General features: G+C 68.2%; 22 protein-coding genes and 2 tRNA genes. 12 read left to right on the forward strand and 12 right to left on the reverse strand.

The window, feature by feature from the left end:
- The first annotated feature begins 88 nt into the window (after positions 1–88).
- The 3 genes from OX958_RS01430 to OX958_RS01440 all read left to right on the forward strand — a co-directional run bounded on the left by OX958_RS01430 (position 89) and on the right by OX958_RS01440 (position 3,336).
- On the forward strand, positions 89–721 hold the full coding sequence (locus tag OX958_RS01430; RefSeq protein WP_270138970.1) for a TetR/AcrR family transcriptional regulator: 633 nt from the start codon (positions 89–91) through the stop codon (positions 719–721).
- Positions 718–2,271, forward strand: coding sequence for a glycerol-3-phosphate dehydrogenase/oxidase (locus OX958_RS01435; RefSeq protein WP_270135143.1), 1,554 nt, complete (start codon positions 718–720; stop codon positions 2,269–2,271). The genes OX958_RS01430 and OX958_RS01435 overlap by 4 nt, the downstream gene beginning before the upstream one ends.
- An 87-nt stretch (positions 2,272–2,358) precedes the next feature.
- The gene (locus OX958_RS01440) at positions 2,359–3,336 is read left to right on the forward strand and encodes a DUF4328 domain-containing protein (RefSeq protein ID WP_270135144.1); all 978 of its coding nucleotides are present in this window, start codon (positions 2,359–2,361) and stop codon (positions 3,334–3,336) included.
- On the opposite strand, the gene OX958_RS01445 is transcribed toward OX958_RS01440, so the two are convergent.
- Both OX958_RS01445 and OX958_RS01450 read right to left on the reverse strand, forming a co-directional pair.
- A complete protein-coding gene (locus tag OX958_RS01445) occupies positions 3,319–4,023 on the reverse strand; it encodes a protein phosphatase 2C domain-containing protein (RefSeq protein ID WP_270135145.1) in 705 nt (234 codons plus the stop codon). The genes OX958_RS01440 and OX958_RS01445 overlap by 18 nt on opposite strands.
- Before the next feature lie 70 nt (positions 4,024–4,093).
- Positions 4,094–5,005 (reverse strand): NAD-dependent epimerase/dehydratase family protein, encoded by a 912-nt coding sequence (locus OX958_RS01450; RefSeq protein ID WP_270135146.1) that lies wholly within the window; start codon positions 5,003–5,005, stop codon positions 4,094–4,096.
- 74 nt (positions 5,006–5,079) lie between these two features.
- Between OX958_RS01450 and OX958_RS01455 the strand changes: the two genes are divergently transcribed.
- A complete protein-coding gene (locus OX958_RS01455; protein WP_270135148.1) occupies positions 5,080–5,691 on the forward strand; it encodes a pentapeptide repeat-containing protein in 612 nt (203 codons plus the stop codon).
- Positions 5,692–5,778: 87 nt separating this feature from the next.
- On the opposite strand, the gene OX958_RS01460 is transcribed toward OX958_RS01455, so the two are convergent.
- From OX958_RS01460 to OX958_RS01470, 3 genes are all read right to left on the reverse strand, one after another.
- A complete protein-coding gene (locus OX958_RS01460; protein WP_270135149.1) occupies positions 5,779–6,411 on the reverse strand; it encodes a VanZ family protein in 633 nt (210 codons plus the stop codon).
- Positions 6,412–6,710: 299 nt separating this feature from the next.
- Positions 6,711–7,166 carry a G5 domain-containing protein gene (locus OX958_RS01465; RefSeq protein ID WP_270135150.1) on the reverse strand — a complete coding sequence of 152 codons (456 nt, stop codon included), beginning with the start codon at positions 7,164–7,166 and terminating at the stop codon, positions 6,711–6,713.
- A gap of 286 nt (positions 7,167–7,452) precedes the next feature.
- Positions 7,453–8,535: an aldo/keto reductase gene (locus OX958_RS01470; protein ID WP_270135151.1), complete on the reverse strand. Its 1,083-nt coding sequence runs from the start codon at positions 8,533–8,535 to the stop codon at positions 7,453–7,455.
- A 140-nt stretch (positions 8,536–8,675) separates the two neighbouring features.
- Between OX958_RS01470 and OX958_RS01475 the strand changes: the two genes are divergently transcribed.
- From OX958_RS01475 to OX958_RS01485, 3 genes are read left to right on the forward strand one after another with little or no spacing between them, the layout of a single operon-like run.
- Positions 8,676–9,581 carry an AraC family transcriptional regulator gene (locus tag OX958_RS01475; RefSeq protein WP_270135152.1) on the forward strand — a complete coding sequence of 302 codons (906 nt, stop codon included), beginning with the start codon at positions 8,676–8,678 and terminating at the stop codon, positions 9,579–9,581.
- Positions 9,582–9,623: 42 nt separating this feature from the next.
- Positions 9,624–10,292 (forward strand): helix-turn-helix transcriptional regulator, encoded by a 669-nt coding sequence (locus OX958_RS01480; protein WP_270135154.1) that lies wholly within the window; start codon positions 9,624–9,626, stop codon positions 10,290–10,292.
- Positions 10,289–11,362, forward strand: coding sequence for an alanine racemase (locus OX958_RS01485; RefSeq protein WP_270135155.1), 1,074 nt, complete (start codon positions 10,289–10,291; stop codon positions 11,360–11,362). The genes OX958_RS01480 and OX958_RS01485 overlap by 4 nt, the downstream gene beginning before the upstream one ends.
- Positions 11,363–11,368: 6 nt before the next feature.
- On the opposite strand, the gene OX958_RS01490 is transcribed toward OX958_RS01485, so the two are convergent.
- Positions 11,369–12,028, reverse strand: a complete 660-nt coding sequence (locus tag OX958_RS01490) for an alpha/beta hydrolase (protein ID WP_270135156.1) — start codon at positions 12,026–12,028, stop codon at positions 11,369–11,371.
- A gap of 164 nt (positions 12,029–12,192) precedes the next feature.
- Here OX958_RS01490 and OX958_RS01495 point away from each other — a divergent pair, with 164 nt between their 5' ends.
- Positions 12,193–12,462: a hypothetical protein gene (locus OX958_RS01495; protein ID WP_270135159.1), complete on the forward strand. Its 270-nt coding sequence runs from the start codon at positions 12,193–12,195 to the stop codon at positions 12,460–12,462.
- Positions 12,463–12,629: 167 nt separating this feature from the next.
- Positions 12,630–12,923, forward strand: coding sequence for a hypothetical protein (locus OX958_RS01500; RefSeq protein ID WP_270135161.1), 294 nt, complete (start codon positions 12,630–12,632; stop codon positions 12,921–12,923).
- A gap of 351 nt (positions 12,924–13,274) precedes the next feature.
- On the opposite strand, the gene OX958_RS01505 is transcribed toward OX958_RS01500, so the two are convergent.
- From OX958_RS01505 to gyrB, 6 genes are all read right to left on the reverse strand, one after another.
- A tRNA-Ala gene (locus OX958_RS01505) sits at positions 13,275–13,347 on the reverse strand.
- A 12-nt stretch (positions 13,348–13,359) separates the two neighbouring features.
- On the reverse strand, positions 13,360–13,491 hold the full coding sequence (locus OX958_RS01510) for a DLW-39 family protein (protein ID WP_270135162.1): 132 nt from the start codon (positions 13,489–13,491) through the stop codon (positions 13,360–13,362).
- Between the two features lie 35 nt (positions 13,492–13,526).
- Positions 13,527–13,600: transfer RNA gene (locus OX958_RS01515), tRNA-Ile, on the reverse strand.
- 108 nt (positions 13,601–13,708) lie between these two features.
- Positions 13,709–14,518, reverse strand: a complete 810-nt coding sequence (locus OX958_RS01520; RefSeq protein WP_270135163.1) for a DUF3566 domain-containing protein — start codon at positions 14,516–14,518, stop codon at positions 13,709–13,711.
- Positions 14,519–14,835: 317 nt separating this feature from the next.
- Positions 14,836–17,499 carry a DNA gyrase subunit A gene (gene gyrA / locus OX958_RS01525; protein WP_442913283.1) on the reverse strand — a complete coding sequence of 888 codons (2,664 nt, stop codon included), beginning with the start codon at positions 17,497–17,499 and terminating at the stop codon, positions 14,836–14,838.
- Positions 17,500–17,643: 144 nt separating this feature from the next.
- Positions 17,644–19,725: a DNA topoisomerase (ATP-hydrolyzing) subunit B gene (gene gyrB, locus OX958_RS01530; RefSeq protein WP_442913242.1), complete on the reverse strand. Its 2,082-nt coding sequence runs from the start codon at positions 19,723–19,725 to the stop codon at positions 17,644–17,646.
- 281 nt (positions 19,726–20,006) lie between these two features.
- Between gyrB and OX958_RS01535 the strand changes: the two genes are divergently transcribed.
- From OX958_RS01535 to OX958_RS01545, 3 genes are read left to right on the forward strand one after another with little or no spacing between them, the layout of a single operon-like run.
- Positions 20,007–20,636 (forward strand): hypothetical protein, encoded by a 630-nt coding sequence (locus tag OX958_RS01535; RefSeq protein ID WP_270135166.1) that lies wholly within the window; start codon positions 20,007–20,009, stop codon positions 20,634–20,636.
- On the forward strand, positions 20,633–21,229 hold the full coding sequence (locus tag OX958_RS01540; protein ID WP_270135168.1) for a hypothetical protein: 597 nt from the start codon (positions 20,633–20,635) through the stop codon (positions 21,227–21,229). The genes OX958_RS01535 and OX958_RS01540 overlap by 4 nt, the downstream gene beginning before the upstream one ends.
- Entirely contained in the window at positions 21,226–21,783 is a 558-nt protein-coding gene (locus OX958_RS01545) for a hypothetical protein (RefSeq protein WP_270135170.1), read from the forward strand. Before OX958_RS01540 ends, OX958_RS01545 begins: the two co-directional genes overlap by 4 nt.
- Positions 21,784–21,794: the final 11 nt, after the last annotated feature.

Here is a 21,794-nt window from a genome sequence, read left to right on the forward strand (position 1 = left end):
TCCCCATCTGAGGTCTTCGGAGGTAGCGTCGCGGAGGCGCTGCAACGCTGTTGCAGTCGGCCAAGTCGCTGATACACTCTGACGTGTGATGTCTCAGCGTAGCAGCGAAGCCGATACCGCCTCCAGCCCGACCGGATCGTCGCGCCCGACCCCGGCGAACGCGATCGGCGAGGAGCGGATCCTCGACGCGGCGTACGAGTTGCTGCTGGCGATCGGTATGCGCCGGATGACGATGGCCGACATCGCCCGCCATGCGGAGGTCTCCCGGGCCACCCTCTACCGGCGCTGGCCGAACGTGCAGGCGGTGGTCGCCGCGCTGATGACGCGGGAGTGGACCACGGCGCTGGTCTCCGCCTTCCAGCCCGACGCCGTCGACGGTCGCGCTCGGCTGGTCGAGGGAGTGGTCGAGGTGGTGGCCAAGACCCGGACGCATCCGCTGATGCGCAAGATCATCGAGCTGGACCCCGAGTTCCTCACGCCGTACCTGCTGGAGCGGCGCGGCAGCAGCACGGTCGCGCATCTCGCCCTGGTGAAGGCCGGGATCGAGTCCGGGCAGGCGGACGGTTCGATCCGGGCCGGCGATCCCGAGTGGATCTCCCGGCAGATCATCCTGGTCTCGCTCGCCTCCGCGGTGTCCGGACCGGTGCTGGCCGAGCCGAAGGAGTATCCGGAGCTGGACGAGGAGCTGCGGGTCATGCTGGTCAGGTACCTGACGCCATGATCGCGGTGGGCAACTCCAGCCTCAACGCGGCCCGCCGGACGCGTGAGCTCGACTCGCTCGACACCACCGGCCGGGTCGACGTGCTGGTGATCGGTGGCGGCGTCACCGGTGCTGGAGTGGCCCTCGACGCGGCTGCCCGCGGTCTGACCGTCGCGCTGGTCGAGAAGCACGACCTCGCCTTCGGTACCAGCCGCTGGAGCTCCAAGCTCGTTCACGGCGGCCTGCGGTATCTCGCCTCCGGTCAGGTGGGAATCGCCTACGAGAGCGCCGTCGAGCGCGGCATCCTGATGAAGACGACCGCTCCCCATCTCGTCCACCCGGTGCCGCAGGTCGCGCCCTGGTTCCCGCAGGCCCGTTTCGCTCAGGCCGCGATGCTGCGCGGCGCCTTCCTCGGTGGCGACGTCCTCCGCACCTTCGCCCGCACCAGCGACGACTATCTGCCGCACTCCCGCCGGGTCAGCTCTGCCGAGGTGCTGCGTTATGCCCCGACCGTGCGGCCCGATGGCCTGCGCGGCGGCTTCCTCACCTGGGACGGCCAGCTGTACGACGACGCGCGGCTGGTGGTCGCGATCGCGCGCACCGCCGCGTCGTACGGCGCTCGCGTGATCACGCACTGCGCGGCCGAGCAGGTGACCGGGCGCGGGGCGGTGCTGGTGGACCAGCTGTCCGGGCGGCGACTCGACCTGGATGCCGGCATCGTCATCAACGCGACCGGGATCTGGGCCGATCAGGTTGCCTCCGGCATCAAGCTCCGGCCGAGCCGGGGGACGCATCTGGTGCTGCCGCAATCGGCGTTCGGTGGGCTGTCGGCGGTGCTGACCGTGCCGGTGCCGGGGGAGCTGCGGCGGGTGGTGATGGCGATTCCGGCGCCTGACGGGCGGGTCTATGTCGGGCTGACCGATGAGGACGCGCCTGGCCCGGTCAGCGACGTGCCGCACGCGACCGAGGCGGAGATCGACTTCCTGCTGACCACGATCAGTGCGGCCGTGCGAGTGCCATTGACGCGGGACGATCTGCTCGGCAGCTACGCGGGGCTGCGGCCGCTGCTCGACACCGGGCACCACAAGGGGATCGGCAAGACGGCCGACATCTCCCGGCGGCATGCGGTGATCACCAGTCCTGACGGGGTGGTGACGATCGTGGGCGGGAAGCTGACGACGTACCGGCGAATGGCGCAGGACGCGCTCGACACCGCCCTGCAGCAGTCCTCGGCCCGCCAGTCGCTGACAGCGCGGCGACCGTGTCTGACGCACCGGATTCCGCTGGTGGGAGCGGCAGATCGGGTACACCTGGCGGCGGTGCGGGCACCGGGCCGCTTCGTCGACCGGTACGGCGTGGAGGCGACTCAGGTGATCGCGGTCGAGCCTGCGCTGCTGCAGCCGATCGCGCCGGGGTTGTCGACGACACATGCCGAGCTGCGGTTCGCCGTACGGCACGAAGGGGCGATGACGGAGGACGATCTGCTCGACCGGCGGACCCGGATCGGGTTGTCCGCGGTGGATCGGCTGCTGGCCCTGCCTGCCGCGCGCGAGGCCTTCGCCGCGGTGTGACCCGGCGGTGAGTTGCAGCAACTGGCCTGTGGACAACCGCCCGGGGCTCCCACCAGCGGGTTAACTTGTCGGTGGGAGGTGAGGCGCGTGAGCCAGCACTATCCGGGACCACCCGGCTATTTTCCAGCGCCTCATCCGGGCGTTCCGCCGATGGTTCCGCGGACCTATCAGTCGTTGCGCCGGATCACGGTGGTCTTCGGGATCCTGATGGCGCTGACCACGATCGTCACCGGCGTGCAGGCAGCGCTGATGTGGCGGTCGTACGACGAGGTCAAGCGGTTCGTCTTCGGTCTGCTCTCCGACGACGAGCTCGATCGGGCGGTCCAGTCGGTGGCCGGCAGCGGGCCGCTCCTCAACGTGGTCGGCCTGCTCTTCCTCGGGACCACGATCGTCTTCCTGATCTGGTTGTGGCGGGCCCGGGAGAACACCGAGGTGCTGACTCCGGCGGCCGGTGGCTTCCAGGGCGGGTATCAAGGTGCGCAGCACGGCGGGCAGCGTGGTCGCGGCGGTCCACATCGACACGAGCAGGGCTGGGTGATCGGTGCCTGGGTCTGCCCGATCGTCCAGTTCTGGTATCCGCTGCAGGTGGTCGAGGACGTGGTGCGCGCCAGCGAGCCGACCGAGGCTCCAGGCCCCCACCGGACCGCCGGATGGACGCAGAGGGGTCAGGTCAGGACGCTGCTCTACGGCTGGTGGACCGCCTGGACGACGTTCTGGGTGATCATCGTCGGCGGTGGCAGCGTCGCCATGTTCAGCGTCCTGGTCTGGATCGTGCGGGTGGTCGAGCGCGCGGAGGCGGCGGACGCCAGCGGTGACTACCTGGACCTCTACGACCTGCAGACCTTCATGGTGCGGCTGGCCCTCGCGGTGAACATCGGCTTCACCGTCGCTGCCGTGGCGCTGGTCGTGGCGGGTGCGACGATCGTGCTGCTGATGATCCGCACCAACTCCTGGCAGGACGGGCGGATGGCCGCGCGGTTCTCCCAACCACCGAGTGGTCCGCCGCAATACGTGCCGCGGCCGGCCTTCCCGTCGTACACGCAACGCTCACCCTGGCAGCGGTAGGCGGCACAGTACTGCGGTCGCGTCGTCGTGCCGCTTCCCCCGAAACGCAGTCGTGGCCGCAGCGGCGTCGTACTGCCTGACCGTGTCGATCAGCGCCTGCGGCCCGGCAGTGTCGAGCAGGTCAACCAGGTCCTGCCACGAGTGGCCGTAGCGCTCCGAGTAGCGAGAGGCGCCGTCGGTCAGCAGCGCTACCAGCTCGACCGCCGCGCGGTTCGTCGTACCGGAGACTGCTTGGTAGGCAGCTTTCGGATCGGTGCTGGCGACCCAGAAGCCAGCTGGCTGGTTGCGCGACCGGCGTACGGCCTCGAAGGTGTATTCCGGCAGCAGGTCCACCCGATTGTCCGCCATGACCGTCACCTGCCGGTCGGGACCGCGCAGCACGATCGGTGAGTCGGCCAGCACCAGGTGCTCGACCTGCTCGTCCATGACTCGCACCATCGCGACTGTGGACGACGGACTGTCCGGGTTGGCCAGATCGCAGGTGTCCGCGTGCTCGGCCATGACCGCGGTGATCGCGTCGGCCAGTAGGTCCGCGAGGGTGGCCTTCGATCGCCCGAGCAGCGGGACGGCCAGTTGGGCTCCCAGCCGCGCGACCAGCCAAGCCACGGAGTGCCGGCAGCCCGAATCGAGCTGAGCCGGCGCGGTCGCTCCGTCGAGCACGACCACGAAGTCCGGGCCGCTGACCACCAGATCCTCGTTCGGCCCCTGCCGATCCGGCGCGGGTTCGCAAACCGAGGAGATATCCACAGGCTGGGCCTCATTCTCTGGGGCGGGCGGTCCAGGTATCGGCGAGGGACTGATCGAGGGAGATCTTGCTGGACCAGCCGAGGTGTTTGCCGATGAGGGAGGTGTCGGCCTGTTGCCAGGCGACCGCGTCGGCGGGCGAGCCCGCATGGCCGGCGTGCGGCTGACCCTCGACGATCTTCGTGGCCGTCTCGCTCAGCTCGACCAGCCTGTGGACGGCGTCCCGGGCCAGTGTCGCTTTGCCGGAGCCCACGTTGAGCACCGACGGCAGCTTCCCACCGGCCGTCGCGACGGCGACCACCGCCTCGGCGACATCCCGCACGTCGACATAGTCGCGCCAGGCCTCCAGGGACCCGAGCTCGATCGTGTCGGTGGTGCCGAGCTGCCGCAGTACGCGGCCGAACAGGGTGCTCGGCGGTGAGCCCGGACCGGTGATGTTGAAGGAGCGCAGCACGACCGCGTCGGCGCCGTTGCGCTGCGCGCGCAGTACGAGCTCGGAGCCGGCCAGCTTGGTGTACCCGTACGCCGCCCCCGGGCGAAGCTCGGCCTGCTCGTCCTGGCTCGTCCCGCGCGGCGCTCCGCCGTACTCGGCTGCCGACCCGATCTGGACGAAGCGCGCGTTGCTGGCGTGCCCGTTCATCGCGGACAGCAACGCCTGCACCGCGACGACGTTTCCCCTGGTCAGCTCGAGCACGTCGCCCTGCGTCGCGGCGGCCGCGTTGACGATCACCGTCGGCTTGTAGAGGGCCAGCTGGGTGTCGAGCGCGAAGCAGTGCGCGCTCGCCAGGTCGAACCGCCGATGCGGATCACCCGTACTTCGGGTGAAGCCGCGGTGCTCGATCCCCCGCTCCGCGAGCAACTCGCAGATCGCGCCGCCGAGGAAGCCGCCGGCGCCGAACACCATCACTCGCTCTGATCCGCTCACATCTGTCATCCTCCCGGTCGGGCTGAACATTGTCGGTGGCTGAGGGCAAACTGCTGGCTAACCAAGGGAGCGGCATGGCAGATCGTGTGGGTGGCAGGGCGGCAGCGAAGACCGAGTCGACGATCCGGGACTGGGACGACGCCGACCCGTCCGGGCAGACGTACACCCGGGTGCTCTTCGTCGACTCGGACCTGACCGAGGTCGCCAACCAGCGGGGCGTGTTCGAGGAGTGTGTGTTCCGCGGCGTCCGGTTCAACGCGTCGACGCACACCGAGGCGGCTTTCGTGAACTGCACCTTCGTCCGGTGCTCGTTCTTCGACAGCACCTTCACCCGGTGCAAGCTGATGGGCAGCATGTTCGACGACTGCACCTACAACCTGATGAAGGTCGTGGGCGGCGACTGGTCGTTCGTCGGACTACCGGGGGCCGACCTGCGCGGCGTCGAGCTGACCGGCACGAAACTGCGGGAGGCCGATCTCACCGGCCTGCGCGCGAGCAAGGCCGTACTACGTGACGTGGACCTGTCCGGAGCCTCGCTGCAGCGGGCCGACTTCACCGGCGCCGACCTGCGGGGATCCGACCTGTCGACCGTCGATCCACTCACCGTCGGGCTCAGGGACGCCATCGTCGACCTGACCCAGGCCGTCGTCATCACCACCTCGCTCGGGCTCGACGTCCGGCCCTGATACGAGCCTTGCCTGTGGATATCTCCGGGGTGATGACCCTTCATCCCCCGGTTTACCCACAACCTGTGGATAACCATCCGACAATCCTCACCGAGTCCTGACGACGGGTCGCGCCTTGACCAGCACCGGCGCCAGCTCGCCCCGCCGGTGTCTCGCGGCCGGACGCCTGATCAGCATCGCGCTGTGCTCCACGACGTACTCCGGAGGGGTCCGCAGCAGCACCGGGCTGGACGCCACTCGCACGGCGATCAGCAGTCCCGCGGCGAGGCCGACGCCCGCGAAGGCGCCGAGCGTGTTCGTCATCAGGTCGTGCAACTGACACGAGCGGCCGAGCGACGGGATCAGCGCCTGGATCGCCTCGACGGTGGCCGACATCCCGATCCCGGCGGCGATCCCGTCCGCGGGCCGGCCGCTCGCCAGCGTCAACAGGGCCGCTGCCGGGATGAACAACAAGACGTTGAGCAGCCCCTGCAGCGAGGTGAGACCGCCGGTGGTGGTCAGCTGGGTGCCACAGGTGCCGATCCCGGGTATTCGGTGCGCCGTCGGGCTGAGCGTGGCCGCGAAGATCAGTGCGATGGCGGCCGGCATCAGCAAGGAGGCGATCCGGGGGACCGCGTCCCCTCGCCGGCGGACCGACGAGATGGCGATCGGCACCGCCATCCCGGTCAGCACGATCCAGGTGTCCAGCAGATGCGGAATCCCGCGATAGGTCTCGAGCACGCGTCCGGAACCTCCGTAGTCGCCGGCTCGCGCAGTCCGGTCGGTGTCCACGCGATCACGTCGTCAGTGGTTAGCCCGTTGTCCCTTCCTCAACAGAGACTCCGGTGTCCGCACCGACGGCCGCTAGGCCGCTCCGGACATCTGCACGCACCCGCAAACAAACAGTGAGACCGCCGTGACAATCCGTACACGAACTGTCACGGCCGGCAGCGTTTGAATCGATGCGCAAGGCAATCAACTGGTAGCCGGAGGCAACTTGTCCTGCCGCCGGCCCTGGTGAACCCCGGCCCTGCGGAGGCTCAGCCGTCCTCGCAACCGAGACCGTCGTTGTCGCGGTCCAGGTCGTAGACATCCGAGCCGATCACCTGGACCGGACCGGTGACATAGGCCGGTCCGTTGCCACTGCCGCTCGAACAGTCGACATCGCTGGCGATCGGGACGCAGCCCCCGCCGTAGTTCGGATCGCAGCCGCCGGCCGGCTCGGACTCCTCCTCCAGGGTCCCGATCGACGTGACCTGGGTGACGGCCCGCACGGTGATCTGCTGGCGCACCAAGCGGCGCCTGGTCTCCCTGCCGTCGGTGTAGGTGACCGCGTAGGTCAGCTTCTTGGTGCCCTTGACCCCAACCGTGGTGACGACAACCTCACCTTGTGGCAACTCCGGGTCCTTCACGTTCTTCTTCTTGAACGGGATCGCCCGGGTCACCACCAGATTCTTCGTCACCACCCGCGGAACGCGCTTCGGCGGCGGCGTCACCGGTGGCACCGGCTCGGTCGGCGGCGTGCTCGGTGCCGTGCGCGGTGTCGTGCTCGGTTGTTCGCTTCCCGGACTGCTCGATGCCTTGACCGACTCCGTAGAACCGACGCCGGCCAACGGCGTGACTCCTTCGCCACCGCATCCGGTCAGCAGCAGTCCCGTGGCGATCAGCAGTCCCCCCGCCGATCGCCTCTCCCTTACCCCCCACATACTTCACACCCGCTTTCTGGTTTTCATCTCCACACCCTCCACCCGGAGGCCGTCGACGACCAGAGCTCAGCGACTCTCAGTAGCGGACGTCGCTCTGCAGCAGCGGGGGATAGACCGTCGACTCCCGGCCGTCGACGGTGGCGCCGGCGAACTGGAGCATGGCGTTCTGGTCGCCGTGCATCGGGGCGGGGTAGCCGAGGGTCGGGCTCGACACCTCGTCCAGGCGCCGCAGCTGGTCGGGGGTGAGGGTTACCGCGAGGCCGGCGATGTTCTTCTCGAGGTGTTCCACCCGGCGTGCGCCGATGATCGGTACGACGGTTGCCTGGCGGGCGCGGAGCCAGGCGAGGGAGACTGCGGCGGAGTTGGTGCCGAGTTCTTCGGCGATGCCGGCGACGGTCTCGATGACGACGTACTCGTGGTCGCTCGGTTCGCCGACGTACGCGGCACGGGCCGAGTCGGTGACTTCGCTGCCGCGGCGGTACTTGCCGGAGAGGAAGCCGTTCTTGAGCGGGCTCCACGGGACCAGCGCCATGCCCTGGTCCTGGGCGAACGGGGCCAGTTCGCCTTCGACCGTGCGGGCGAGCAGGGAGTACTCGACCTGCAGCGCGATGAGCGGGGTCCAGCCCTTCAGCTGGGCCGTCGTCTGCGCCTGGGCGGTGAACCAGGCGGGGGTGTTGGAGAAGCCGAGGTAGCGGATCTTGCCGGCCTGGACGAGGTCGTCGAGCGTCCGCAGCGTCTCCTCGACCGGGGTGTGCCGGTCCCAGTTGTGCAGCCAGTAGAGGTCGAGGTAGTCGGTCTGCAGCCGGCGAAGCGTCTGGTCGAGTTGCGCGCGGATCGACGTACGGCCCGCGCCGCCGCCGTTCGGGTCGCCGGGGAACATGTTGCCGAAGAACTTCGACGCCAGTACGACGTGCTCGCGGCGGCCGGGCCGGGCGGCGAAGTAGTCGCCGAGGATCTTCTCCGAGTGGCCGTTGGTGTAGAAGTTCGCGGTGTCGATGAAGTTGCCGCCGCGGTCCAGGTAGGTGGCCAGGATCTGCTCGGACTCCTCGACGCTGGTGCCGGCCGCGCCCGAGTCCTCGCCGAACGTCATCGCGCCGAGCGCGAACGGGCTGACGCGGAGGCCGGAACGGCCGAGGGTGAGGTAGTGATCGAGTTGCATGATCGTGCTCCTATCGCTGGTTTGCTGGCTTCCTCCATCTCACTGGCTGTCGGCCACCGACGGTAGATCGTTCCGCGCCGGTTCTTGCCTATTCCGATCTTCTGGGTCCGGATCGCACTGTCGTGTGCTGTGCTGTGACCATGCCCGACAGCCGAGCGTTGATGACCGAGTTGCGCGATCTGATCGCCGCTCATGCCCGACCGGACCTGCGAACCTCGATCGACGGCCTCTTCGTCTCCCGGATGGAGAGTTCAGCGCAGGAGCATTCGCTGACCGAGCCGCTGCTGGTCGTGATGGCCCAGGGCGGCAAACAACTCCTGCTCGGCGACCAGATCTTCGAGTACCGAGCCGGCCAGCTCCTGCTGGTCACCGCCGATCTGCCCATCACCGGCCACTTCATCGAAGCCACTCCCCAGACACCGGCACTCGGCCTAGGCCTTGTACTACGTCCCGCCACGATCGCCCCGCTGCTGCTGGAGTCCGCAGCCGGCCAGCGGGGCCGGGCAACCCCCAACGGCCCTGCAATGGCCACCGGGGATGCCAGTCCGGAGCTGCTCGACGCATCGGTCCGGCTGCTTCGCCTGCTCGACTCACCGGCCGATGCGCCCGTGCTCGGCCCGATGATCGAGCGGGAGATCCTCTGGCGCCTGCTCACCGGTCCGCACGCCGAAGTGATCCGGCAGATCGGCCTTGCCGACAGCAGCCTGACCCACATCAGCCGAGCGATCCGCTGGATCCGCGACAACTACGCCGAGCCCATGCGCGTCGCCGACCTCGCCCGCTTGGCCGGCATGAGCCCGGCCGCCTTCCATCGCCACTTCCGCGCCATCACCGCGCTGAGTCCGCTGCAGTTCCAGAAGCGCATCCGTCTCCAGGAGGCCCGGTCACTCCTCGCTGCCCAACCTGGCGACGTGGCCGGAGTCGGGCATCTGGTCGGCTACGACAGCCCGTCCCAGTTCAACCGCGAGTACCGCCGCCTTTTCGGCTCCCCGCCCGGTGCGGACGCCGCCCAGCTCCGTCTCGCCGCTCAACCCCAGCTTCCTTGACAGTTTGTCTGACTCCTGGACGAATGATCTAGACTGGCAGGTATGGAGACTCCCGCGTTGCCTACCGAAGACGAACCGGACGCGGTGCTCGCGGCACTGGCTCAGGTGGTCGACGGCATCGCGGCGACGTTCGGCCGCTCTTGTGAGGTGGTGCTGCACGACTACCGCAAGGCAGACGCCTCAGTTGTCGCGGTCGCCGGGCAGTTGACCGCGCGGGAGGTCGGCAGCCCGATGAGCAAGATCGGCTTGTCGGTGCTGGCTAAGGGCGACGACGCCACCGCCGAACTGAACTACCTCACCCGCACTGCCGACGGCCAGGTGCTGAAGTCCTCCACCTTGCCGTTGAAAGACCGCACAGGCCGGCTTTTCGGGGCCCTCTGCCTCAACGTCGACGTCACCTCGCTCTGGCAGGCCCGGGACCTGCTGGGCGAACTCGCCGGTGACGAACCCGCCGAGCTGCCCACCACCACCTTCAGTTCCGACTTCGACGACGTGGTCGACGCAGTACTGCGCAAGCAGGCTCACGAACTGGGCAAGCCGGCCACCACGCTGAGCCGCTCCGAGCGGATCGACGTACTGCGTGCTCTCGACCAGCGCGGCGCCTTCGCCGTACGCCGGGCCGCGCCCCGCATCGCGGATGCGCTGGGCATCTCCCGCGCCTCCCTCTACGCCGACCTGGCCGAGTGCCGCCGCACAGGAGCGACCTCATGACGACAACGCCCTTCCTGCTGCTCGACCGCTCTCGCGTCGAGGCCAACATCGCGCGGCTCTCGACCCGCCTGCGTGCGCTCGGCGTACCGCTGCGGCCGCATCTGAAGACGGCGAAATCCATCGACGTCGCCCACTTGCTCTTCGACGGCGGCACGGGCCCGGTCACCGTCTCGACGCTGCGCGAAGCCGAGGTCTTCGGCGCTGCCGGCTTCACCGACATCCTGTACGCCGTCGGCATCGCGCCCGGCAAACTCGACCGGGTCCGCGACCTGCACGACCGGGGGATCCGTGTGACGGTGTTGCTGGACAGCGTCGAGCAGGCTTCGGCCGTGGCGTCTGCTGGAATCCCGGCCCTGCTGGAGATCGACTGCGACGGCCACCGAGGCGGCCTTCTCCGCGGCGACCCCACGATCCACCGCATCGCCGAGACCCTCGGTGCGAACTTCGCCGGAATCCTCACACACGCAGGGGAGTCGTACCACGCCAGCTCGCCGGCCGAACTGATCGCAGCCGCCGAACACGAGCGGTTCACCGCAGTCGCGGTGGCTCAGGACCTCCGCGATGCCGGCCTCGCCTGCCCGGTGGTCAGCGTCGGCGCCACTCCGACCGCGCATTTCGCCCAAGACCTGACCGGCGTCACAGAAGTCCGGGCAGGCAACTTCGTCTTCTTCGACCTCTTCATGGCCGGCCTGGGCGTCTGCAGCCAGGACGACCTCGCTCTCTCGGTCGTCACCACCGTCATCGGGCATCGCCCGGACAGGGGCTGGATCCTCACCGACGCAGGCTGGATGGCGACCTCTCGAGACCGGTCGACCGCCAAACAGTCCATCGACCAGTGCTACGGCGTCGTCACCACGCTCGACGGCCGCCCACTTCCTGATCTGCTGATGACGGCTGCCAGCCAGGAACACGGCATCCTCTCTCTCCGCCCCGGAAGCTCTGCCGCGCTCCCCAACCTCCCCATCGGCACCCGCCTGCGCATCCTCCCGAACCATGCCTGCGCCACTGCCGCCCAACACGAGGGCTACCAGGTCGGCGAAGCGTTCTGGCCGCGAATCCACGGCTGGTAAGGGTTTTCAGCTGCCGAAAGCCCAGGCGACCATCAGCGGGAACTCTGCTTGCCAGAACGGGTCCCCGTGGTCGCCGGCCCGCTCCGTCAGCACAACGTCCGCGTCGGCGTCCCGGAGAGCATCCGCCCAGCGCGTCGCGTTCTCCAGGAACCACGGCTCCTGCGTGCCGGCGACGAGGTAAGTGCGTGGGAGCGGACTCGGCATCACGGCGGGCGGCCGATACCCACCACCGGGCGAGGCACAGAAGATCACGCTGTAAACATCCGGATGCCGAAGCCCCAGGGCGAGAGCGAGCTCTCCACCCGCCGATACGCCGTACGCCGCGGTCCGTTCGGGCGGCAGCGCGACACCGAAGCGCGATCGCACCCAGTCGCGGACCTCGCCCACGAAAAATTTCTCGTGCGCCGCAAAGCGTTCCCGGTCGAACGACGGCGAGTACTCGCGGATGCGCGCCATCTCGTCCTCATCGTCCGTGCCATGAACACCGACAACCATCGTGGGCGGTACGTCGGCCGCCTCGAGAGACCCACCCCACTGCGAGATCAGCTGACCATCACCGGCGAACACCACCGCCTCAGGCGGATCCGGCGGCACGTACACCGTGACCTGCCGGCCGCCGTCGTACCCGAACGCCTCCGTGACCAGCTCGCCCGCTGTGGCATCCATCGGTCGAACGTAACGCAGTACCTGCGCCGTGCCCACGTCGTACTGCCGATCGTCCTGGTCGCCATCGGCCTGCTGATCCTGATCGAGGGTCACGCGTTCGGCCTGTGAGCCGATATCAGGAGCAGAATGGGAACGGAGTTCACGTTCCCAGGAGATGAGGCAGCATGATCGAGGGAGCAGCGATCCTGTTGGCAGGCCTGCTGGCCGGCTACCTCGCCGGCCGCCGCAGCCGCCCCACCACGCCACCGAACACCACCGGAGCGGTCTGCTCCTGCCAGCACTCCCGCGGCCAGCACATCGACGGCAAAGCCGCCTGCCAGGCCACGAACAAGGTGTCCGCCAACGGCGTCCAGATGTTCGTCGCCTGCTCGTGCCAGCTGTACGACGGCCCCGAACCGCTGCCGCAGTACTACGCACCAGAAATCCAGCCGTGACGGAGAGGCGCCCCGCTCTGCGCATTGGCTGGCCAACAGCGGTTCTTGGATCGGCCGCGGTACTGGTCGCAGCCGGGTGCTCATCTTCAACGCCGGCCACGCCGTCCCCCTCGATCCAGACGGCACCGCTCCGCATCATCGAGTCCGACCATCCGAATACGTCAGGAATGGAAGCTGCACTGCGAGGCACGCTGACCGCGGACGAAAGCGGCTGTGTCCGAGTGAGATCCGGGACTTCCGGACAGTACTCGTCGACGCCCGTATGGCCGCTCGGCTATACCGTCCAAGGCGGCGCGAAGTCCTTCGAAGTCCTCGACGCCGGCAAGAACGTCATCGCCCGCTCAGGAGCCGCCTTCATCATGGGCGGAGGCGGCATCGACCGATTCAACGAAAACTGGACCCACCGCGCTTGCCTCAACGGAACGAAACTCTGGGCAGTCGGCACCATCCTGCCTGGCTGAGTCAGCCAGCTAGTTGGACACCACGAGTGACCGGCGGCAACTGCCACGCGGACGGCAGCCGGTCGGCTCTCACGTTCACTGGATCGAACCTCGCGTTCCGGATCGCCGATCGAACATCGGGACAGATCGCGCAGGGTTGCACTTGACGGCTCTCACCAGGCAGGCGACACCTGCACGTGATTGATGAAGGAAGCGTCGCCTACCCTCCGGCAGCGATTAGGCAGCCGCACCCAGCGCCCACCGCGACGCAGGAGCGGCAGCTCCGCGCGACGCAGGAGCGGAGCGGGCGCGTGGGCGCACTTCCGGAGTACGAAAAAAACCGGCTCCCGAAGGAACCGGCTTACTACGGGGTGGAGACGAGGGGACTCGAACCCCTAACCCCTGCCTTGCAAAGGCAGTGCTCTGCCAGTTGAGCTACGCCCCCGTGGGGGTGAGATCAGCGGCCCGGGGTGACCGGGTCGACGGCCTCGGCCCAGAGGTCCTGCTCGGCGCGGGACTGCTGGGACTTCTTGAAGACGAAGTATCCCCCGAGGCTGGCCAGCAGGACCAGCAGGATTTTCTTCAGCATCGGGGATCTCCCTCGGATCTGGGACGAACAGGGGGTGGGCCTAACAGGATTTGAACCTGTGACCTCTGCCTTATCAGGGCAGCGCTCTAACCAACTGAGCTATAGGCCCGCAACTGCGGGGGACGAACCTCGGGAAGATTACCGCACCCGGTGCCCGGCTCCCAAATTGGATTCGATCGGGCCGCGGAACGACCCGATCGAAGCCACCGTTCAGGCCTCAGTCCTCCGAGGCCAGCGTCACTTCGAGGCCGCCCAGCAGGGTCGCCGCGATGTTGTAGAGGAACGATCCGAGCGTCGCCAGCGCCGTGATGATCAGCACATCGGCACAGGCCAGCAGGGTGGTGAAACCCATCACCTTGCCGGTGTTGATGTACGTCTCGATCTGGAACGGGTCGGTGCCCTCCTGGTTGCCCAGGACCTCGCGCACCGTGTTGTTGATGTTGTCGAAGACGCCGGCCGCGCCGATCGCCGACCAGACGATGAAGACGGCCACCCAGATCACGATGCCGAACGCGATCGAGAGCAGGAACGCGGTCTTCATCACCGACCACGGGTCGATCCGCGACAATCGCAGCCGCGCCTTGCGGGTCTGCGGCCGGGTCGAGGTCTTCGGTGCCGTCTCGACCGCGGGCGCCGGGCTCTCGCGCTGGTCGAGCTTGGCCTTCGGCTCCGCGCTCTGCGCCCCGGACGTCGCCGAGGTCGCGGACTCCTTCAGCGCGCTGGCGCGGCCGAGCACGGCCTGCTTGGCCGCGTTCAGCTTGTCGCCGAAGGACTCGGTCGTGGTGTGCGTCGGTGTCGACGGCTTCCCCGTCTGCCCGTACGCCGCTGCGCCGGGCTGGCCACCGCCCGAAGGCAGCCGCGGCTCGGGGCGACCCGGAGTACTCGGGTTGCCGACCGGAGCCGGGTTGCCCGGCCGGGTGGAGCCGGGCGCCGAGGAACCAGCCGACGACCCCACACCGGAGCCGGCCCCGCCCGAGAACGGGCTCCCAGCAGCAGGAGCCTGCTGGCCGGACGACGAGGGCCGCACCGGCGGCTGCTGTGGCGGCCGTGACTGCTTACCGGCGTTGCCTGCGGCCCCTGCGCTCCCCGCAGGCCCCGACGTCGAGGTCTGGGTGGAAGTCGGGCTCGCCGACGGCCCGCCAGGGCGAGGCTGCTGACGCGCATCGCCGGGCCGCTGGCCGTTCGCCGTACCGGATCTCGGGGCGTTGCTGGTCGAAGTGGTACGACCGTTGGAGGCCTGGGTGGCCGGTGGGGTGGACTGTCCCTTGCCCGAGCTGCCCTGCGGCCGCTGAGACTTGGGGCTGTCCGCTCCATCAGGCCATGTCGGCCTCGCGCGGTTGGTCATCAGGTGCCCTCCTGGCCGGCTTCGTCATCCTCGACGGTAGCCGCGCCGTCGACGTCCGTCGAATGCTGGTCATCTGAACTGACGCTCCCAGGGACGGTTTCGGTTGTCTCCGAGTCCACATCCTGGACATCACCGGCGAACTCGCCGCTGTCGACGACCACACCGTCCAGCGGGCCGCCCTCGTCGACCACCACGCCGTCCACGACCAGGGCATCGGTACCCGCTGCCGCGTCGGACTCGTCGGCGACCGCGAGGTCGGTGTTGCGGGCGATCGCGACCACCGCGTCCGACTCACCGACACCGGCGAACCTGACGCCCATCGTGTCGCGGCCCTTGACCGGCACGCTGTCCACCCGGCTGCGGACCACCTGGCCGCTGTTCTTGATCGCGAGCACCTGGTCGGAGTCGACCACGATCAGCGCGCCGACCAGCGAACCGCGTTCGTCGTTCAGCTTGACCGCCTTGATGCCCAGCCCGCCACGACCCTGCTGCCGGTACTCCGAGACCCGGCTGCGCTTGGCGTAGCCGGCGTTGGTGACGGTGAAGACGAACTGCGTGTCCTCCTCCGACCCCGCCCGGATGACCGCCATCGACAGCAGTTCGTCGTCGTTGCGGAACTTCATCCCGGTCACACCCGAGGTGGCCCGGCCCATCGGCCGCAGCTGCTCGTCGTTCGCGGTGAACCGGATCGACTGACCCTTCCGGGAGACCAGCATCAGGTCGTCCTCGGCCGAGGCCAGCTCGGCGCCGATCAGCTCGTCGTCCTCGTCGCGGAAATTCACCGCGATGATGCCGCTCTGCCGGGCCGAGTCGTAGTCGGTCAGTGCCGTCTTCTTCACCAGACCACGCTTGGTGGCCAGCAACAGGTACGGCTGCTGCTGGTAGTCGCGCAGCGTCAGGACCTGCGCGATCTCCTCGTCGGGCTGGAAGGACAGCAGGCCGGCCACGTGCGAGCCCTTGGCGTCGCGCGCGGACTCCGGCAGCTGCCACACCTTCGCCCGGTAGACCCGGCCCTTGGTGGTGAAGAACAGCATCCAGTGGTGGTTCGTGGTGGCGAAGAAGTGGCCGATCTCGTCCTCGGCCCGCATGGTCGCGCCACGGACCCCCTTGCCGCCGCGGTTCTGGGTCCGGTACAGGTCGGTCTTGGTGCGCTTCGCGTACCCGCCGCGGGTGATCGTGACGACCACCTCCTCGTCCGGGACCAGGTCCTGCACGGACAGGTCGCCGTCGGCCGCGATGATCTCGGTCCGCCGGTCGTCGCCGAACTTGTCCACGATCTCGGCCAGCTCGTCGCGGATGATGGTGCGCTGCCGGACCGGGTCGGCCAGGATGTCCTCGAGGTCGGCGATCACGATCTCGAGCTCGTGCAGCCGGTCCATGATCTTCTGCCGCTCCAGGGCGGCCAGCCGGCGCAGCTGCATGTCCAGGATCGCCTGCGCCTGGATCTCGTCGATCTCCAGCAGCGACATCAGGCCGGTGCGGGCCTCCTCGACGTCCGGGCTGCGGCGGATCAGCGCGATCACCTCGTCCAGCGCGTCCAGCGCCTTCACCAGACCGCGGTAGATGTGCGCCTGCTTCTCGGCCTCACGGAGGCGGTAGCGGGTCCGGCGCTGGATGACCTCGATCTGGTGGTCGATCCAGTGCGTGATGAACAGGTCCAGGCTGAGCGTGCGCGGTACGCCGTCGACCAGCGCGAGCATGTTGCAGCCGAAGGTGTCCTGCAGTTGGGTGTGCTTGTAGAGGTTGTTCAGTACGACGCGGGGCTGCGCGTCGCGCTTCAGCACGATCACCAGCCGCTGGCCGGTCCGCGACGAGGTGTCGTCGCGGATGTCGGCGATGCCGGTCATCTTGCCGGTGTTCACCAGTTCGGCGATCTTCTGCGCCAGGTTGTCCGGGTTGACCATGTAGGGCAGCTGGCTGACGACCAGGCTGGTCCGGCCCTTGGCGTCCTCCTCGATGTCGACCACCGCGCGCATCGTGACCGAGCCACGACCGGTGCGGTAGGCGTCGTCGATGCCCTTGTAGCCGACGATCAGGGCGCCGTTCGGGAAGTCCGGGCCCTTGATGTTCTCCATGCACGCCGCCAGGACCTCTTCCTGGGTGGCGTCCGGGTGCTCCAGGCACCACTGGGCCGCGGCAGCGACCTCGCGCAGGTTGTGCGGCGGGATCATCGTCGCCATCCCGACCGCGATCCCGGCCGAGCCGTTGACCAGCAGGTTCGGGAAACGGCTCGGCAGGATCACCGGCTCCTGCGAACGGCCGTCGTAGTTCGGGCGGAAGTCGACCGTCTCCTGGTCGATGTCGCGCACCATCTCCATCGCCAGCGGCGCCAGCCGGCACTCCGTGTACCGCATCGCGGCGGCGGGGTCGTTACCCGGCGAGCCGAAGTTGCCCTGGCCCTGGATCATCGGCGCGCGCATCACCCACGGCTGCGCGAGCCGCACCAGGGTGTCGTAGATCGCGGAGTCACCGTGCGGGTGGTACTGACCCATCACGTCACCGACGATGCGGGAGCACTTGGAGAAGCCGCGGTCGGGCCGGTAGCCACCGTCGTACATCGCGTAGAGGATCCGGCGGTGCACCGGCTTGAGGCCGTCGCGGACCTCGGGCAGCGCGCGGCCGACGATGACGGCCATCGCGTAGTCGAGGTACGACTGCTGCATCTCCGTCTGCAGATCGAGGGGCTCGATCCGGTCGTGTCCCGGAGAGATAGGGGTCTCGGTCATCTGGTGCTCGTCCCGTTCGTGTCAGTACGTCGGTGAGGTCGGCGCTGCGCGAGGTGCGCCCGGGCAGAACCCGGGCGGCCCTCAGATATCAAGGAACCGAACGTCCTTGGCGTTGCGCTGGATGAAGTTGCGGCGGGCCTCGATGTCGTCACCCATCAGCGTCGCGAAGGTCTCGTCGGCCCGGGCGGCGTCGTCCAGGGTGATCTGCAGCAGCACCCGGTTGGCCGGGTCCATCGTGGTCTCCCACAGCTCCTGCGCGTTCATCTCACCCAGACCCTTGTAGCGCTGGATCGCGTTGTCCTTCGGCAGCTTCTTGCCGGCCTCGAACCCGGCCTCGAGCAGACCGTCCTTCTCGCGCTCGGTGTAGGCGAGCTCGGGCGTCTGGTTGCTCCAGCGGATCTTGTACAGCGGCGGCTGCGCGGCGTACACGTGACCGCGCTCGATCAGCGGCCGCATGAAGCGGAACAGCAGCGTGAGCAGCAGCGTCCGGATGTGCTGACCGTCGACGTCCGCGTCGGCCATCAGGACGATCTTGTGGTAGCGCAGCTTCTCCTCGTCGAAGTCCTCGTGGATGCCGGTCCCGAGCGCCGAGATGATCGCCAGCACTTCGTTGTTCTGCAGGACCCGGTCGATCCGCGCCTTCTCGACGTTCAGGATCTTGCCCCGGATCGGCAGGATCGCCTGGTACTTCGGGTCCCGGCCACCCTTCGCGGAGCCACCGGCCGAGTCACCCTCGACGATGTAGACCTCGCACTCCTCCGGGTTGGTCGACTGGCAGTCGGACAGCTTGCCCGGCAGGCCACCGCCACCCAGCAGGCCCTTGCGGTTGCGGGCCAGGTCGCGCGCCTTGCGGGCGGCGATCCGGGCACTCGCGGCCGCGGTGGCCTTGCGGATGATCTCCTTGCCCTCCTGCGGGTTCTGCTCGAACCAGGCACCCAGCCGGTCGTTCACGACCCGCTGGACGAAACCCTTGACCTCGGTGTTGCCGAGCTTGGTCTTGGTCTGGCCCTCGAACTGCGGCTCCGCCAGCTTGACCGAGATGATCGCGGTCAGGCCCTCCCGGATGTCGTCACCGGTGAGCCTGTCCTCCTTCTTCTTGATCATCCCCTGGTCCTCGCCGAACGAGTTGACCAGTGAGGTGAGCGCGGCCCGGAAGCCCTCTTCGTGGGTACCGCCCTCGTGGGTGTTGATCGCGTTCGCGAAGGTGTGCACGGACTCCTGGAAGGAGCCGCTCCACTGCATCGCGACCTCGAGGCTGAGCGAGTCCTCACCGGTGGCCGCCTCGAAGGCGATCACGTCGCGGTGCACGGTCTCGCGGATGCCGGTCAGGTACTTGACGTAGTCGACCAGGCCGTCGTCGTACTTGAACGACATCTCGGTCGGGTTGCCGTCCTCGGTGTGGTCCGGCCGCTCGTCGCGGATGACCAGCTCGAGCCCCCTGTTCAGGAAGGCGTACTCACGGAAGCGGGTGGACAGCGTCTCGTAGGAGTACGTCGTCGTCTCGAACACGTCCGGGCTCGGCCAGAAGGTGATCGTGGTGCCGTTGGTGTCGGACGGACCGATCTCGGCCAGGTCCTCGTCCGGGACGCCGATCGTGAAGGACTGGGTGTACGTCTTGCTGTTCTTCCGGACGTCCACCTGGAGCCGGCTGGACAGTGCGTTCACCACGGAGACACCGACGCCGTGCAGACCACCGGAGACCTTGTACCCGCCGCCACCGAACTTGCCGCCGGCGTGCAGCACGGTCAGCACGACGGTGACGGCCGGCTTGCCCTCGGACTCGACGATGTCGACCGGGATGCCACGGCCGTTGTCGACCACCCGGACGCCGCCGTCCGGCAGCAGGGTGACCACGATCCGGTCGCAGAAGCCGGCCAGCGCCTCGTCCACGGCGTTGTCGACGACCTCGTAGACCAGGTGGTGGAGACCGCGCTCACCGGTCGAGCCGATGTACATTCCCGGGCGCTTGCGGACCGCGTCGAGGCCCTCCAGCACCTGGATCGCGCTCGCGTCGTACTCGCGGTCGACCGCGCTTCGGGTGATCTCGGTCAGCGGTGCTTCTGCTGGGATACCGGTGCTGTCGGCGGACGGTGTTTCGTCGATCTCGGTCGGCTCGTCGGTCACCGGCTGTTGTCCTCCTCGGACCCCGCGTGCACGGGGCATCGATGCACAGTGGAAGCCGCCCCTACTGTGTTCATCAGTGGTGCGGCTTTCTCAACAGCCCCATCTTACCCGTCGACCGAAGCAGAACCGGTCACCAGGCGCCCCTAGTCGCGGACAGAACGTCTTTTTGGACTCCTTGCCATGTCCCCCCACGCGGGGAGGGGGCTTCCCAAGCGCTCACGCCGCTCAGTGGCTTCTGACCGGATCGCCCCTGACCGTCTGAGAACCGAGACCGGGACACTCCGGGGACACCGCCCCCGGAGCCCTCTAGGATCGCTGCCGTGGAGAGTCTCGACGACGTCATCGACGCCATGATCGCCGACCGGGTGATCCATCGGCACCGCCGGAAGTGGCTGATCGCCGTCGGCGTCGTCCTGGTCCTCGCCCTGGTCATCCTGCTGACCGGCGGCTGGAAGGAACGCAAGGGCCGCACGGTCGACACGATGGACGCACCGGCCACCCTGAAGGCCGGCCGGTTCGAGGTCGGCGTCAGCGGTGCCAAGCTGATCCAGACTCCGAAGACCGACTACAGCCCGGCCAAGGCCCGGCTGGAGGTTGCCCTGCAGTTGAAGAACATCGACGAGGAAGAGCACAAGAGCGTCAGCTTCGACACCGACCTGCTGCGCTGGGTGGTGCCTGGCAAGGATCCGGTCAAGCCCGAGAACGTGAGCTGCAAGGACAGGGTGGTCGGCTACGTCCTCGTCTACGGGCTGCCGGCCGAGAACTGCGTGGCGAAGTTCGACGTGTCGCCCAACTACAAGGCGGACTCGATCGAGGTCGGCGTACTGGCCGAGAGCTACACGTCGGCGAACGGCCTGCTGGGCGCGACCGAGGATCCGTACTGGCAGGGCGAGAACGCGGTCGCGGTGGTCCGGATGAAGACCGAGACGACGACGGAGACCGAAGGATGAAGCTCTATCGGCCGGCCACCGTACTGGTCGGCGTCATGTTCGTGCTGCTCGGCGGCCTGAGCCGGCTGGCCGCGCCGGACCAGGTGTTCGACGAGGCGAACCGGGTCGTCGTCCAGGGCACGATCGGCGAGGCGCTCGACTACAACGGTTCGACCGTCACCGTGCAGCGGGTGAAGTTCGCCCGGGCCTACCTGACCGGCGACTCCGACGAGAAGCCCGTGCAGTCCAGCGGGATCTATGTCGCGGTCGAGTACGACACGGTCCGCGGTACCGCGGAAGTGCCCTACCCGACCACCCGGCTGGTCACCGCCGACGACACCGTCTACGCCCCGATCTCCGAGACCTGGGGCAACAACATCGACTTCGCCGAGCCGGGATTCGGCATCTCCAGCTCCGTCGTCTTCGAGGTCGACCCCACGAACGTGGAGGGACTCACCCTGCAGGTCCGCACCGGCCCGCTGTACAACGTGCTGACCCAGGACGTGGCGGTCGACCTCGGCGTACCGGACGAGAAGGTCGCCCAGCAGTTGATCGACGCGGCCGCCCCGGAGTATCTGATTCCCCGCGGCGGCGTCAAGCGGGTGGCCTCATGACGAAGTCACAGCGCGCGCTCCGGCTCACCGCCCAGATCTCCTTGCTGCTCGCGCTCGCCGCGACCAGCGCGTTCCTGCTGCTGCGCACCTATCTCACCGACAACGACAAGGTCTTCCGGCAGGGTGAGATCACCGAGGTCGTCCAGCAGGGGCCGGTGACGATCGGCGAGGTGCAGTGGAAGCTGGAGTCGCTGGAGGTCTACACCCAACTGGTGAACGCCGAGAAGAAGAAGGTCGACCTCGAGCAGCCGGCCGGCTCGGTGGTGATCGTCGCCAAGGCCTCGGTCACGCCGCTCGACGGAGTGAAGATGAGTGACAGCGGCTTCACCTGCGCGGCCAAGCTCCGTGACGACCGCGGCAACGTGTGGAAGCCCGAAAGCCCTTATGGGCTTGGGATGCCGACCAACTGCAGCGACTCGGACTTCCCGTTCACCCGCAACAAGCCGGGTCAGGTCGCGCAGATCTTCGTCGTACCGGAGTCCGCGGTGAAGCATCTGAGCGGTATCCAGGTCGAGGATCTGACGGAGTTCCGCCGGGTCCTGATGACGCGCTGACCCGAATTCGC

Source organism: Kribbella sp. CA-293567 (genome assembly GCF_027627575.1).
In the GTDB taxonomy this organism is placed as follows: domain Bacteria; phylum Actinomycetota; class Actinomycetes; order Propionibacteriales; family Kribbellaceae; genus Kribbella.